General features: G+C 77.2%; 1 pseudogene. It reads right to left on the bottom strand.

From position 1 onward, the window contains the following. A pseudogene (locus Q2100_RS31315) lies at positions 1–282 on the bottom strand (isoniazid response ATPase/transcriptional regulator IniR); the annotation flags it as partial. Between the last annotated feature and the right edge of the window lie 29 nt (positions 283–311).

Genomic DNA, 311 nt, shown 5'->3' on the forward strand with positions numbered 1-311 from the left:
GTCGGCGAGCAGGTCGAGTTCTGCGTCGCCGAGCAGGTGCGCGTCGTCGACGACGAGGGCCGCGTCGGCGGGGTCGTCAGGGCGGGGCGGCCGGGTGAGCACCGTTCGGCCCGCCTCGCGCAGCGCGGTCCGCACGGCGGTGAGGACCGCACTCTTGCCGGTACCGATGCCACCGGACACCAGCACCTTCGCCGGCGCGGTGGGGTCGGCGAGCAGCGCGGCGACGAACGCGCCCGCTGCCGGCGGGACGTCGGTCAGGCGGTCCGGCGCCGGATTGGGCATCGGCGGTTCAGGCGCCGTCGCCCGGCACG

The sequence above is a fragment of the Mycolicibacterium arseniciresistens genome (assembly GCF_030519285.1).
GTDB lineage: Bacteria > Actinomycetota > Actinomycetes > Mycobacteriales > Mycobacteriaceae > Mycobacterium > Mycobacterium arseniciresistens.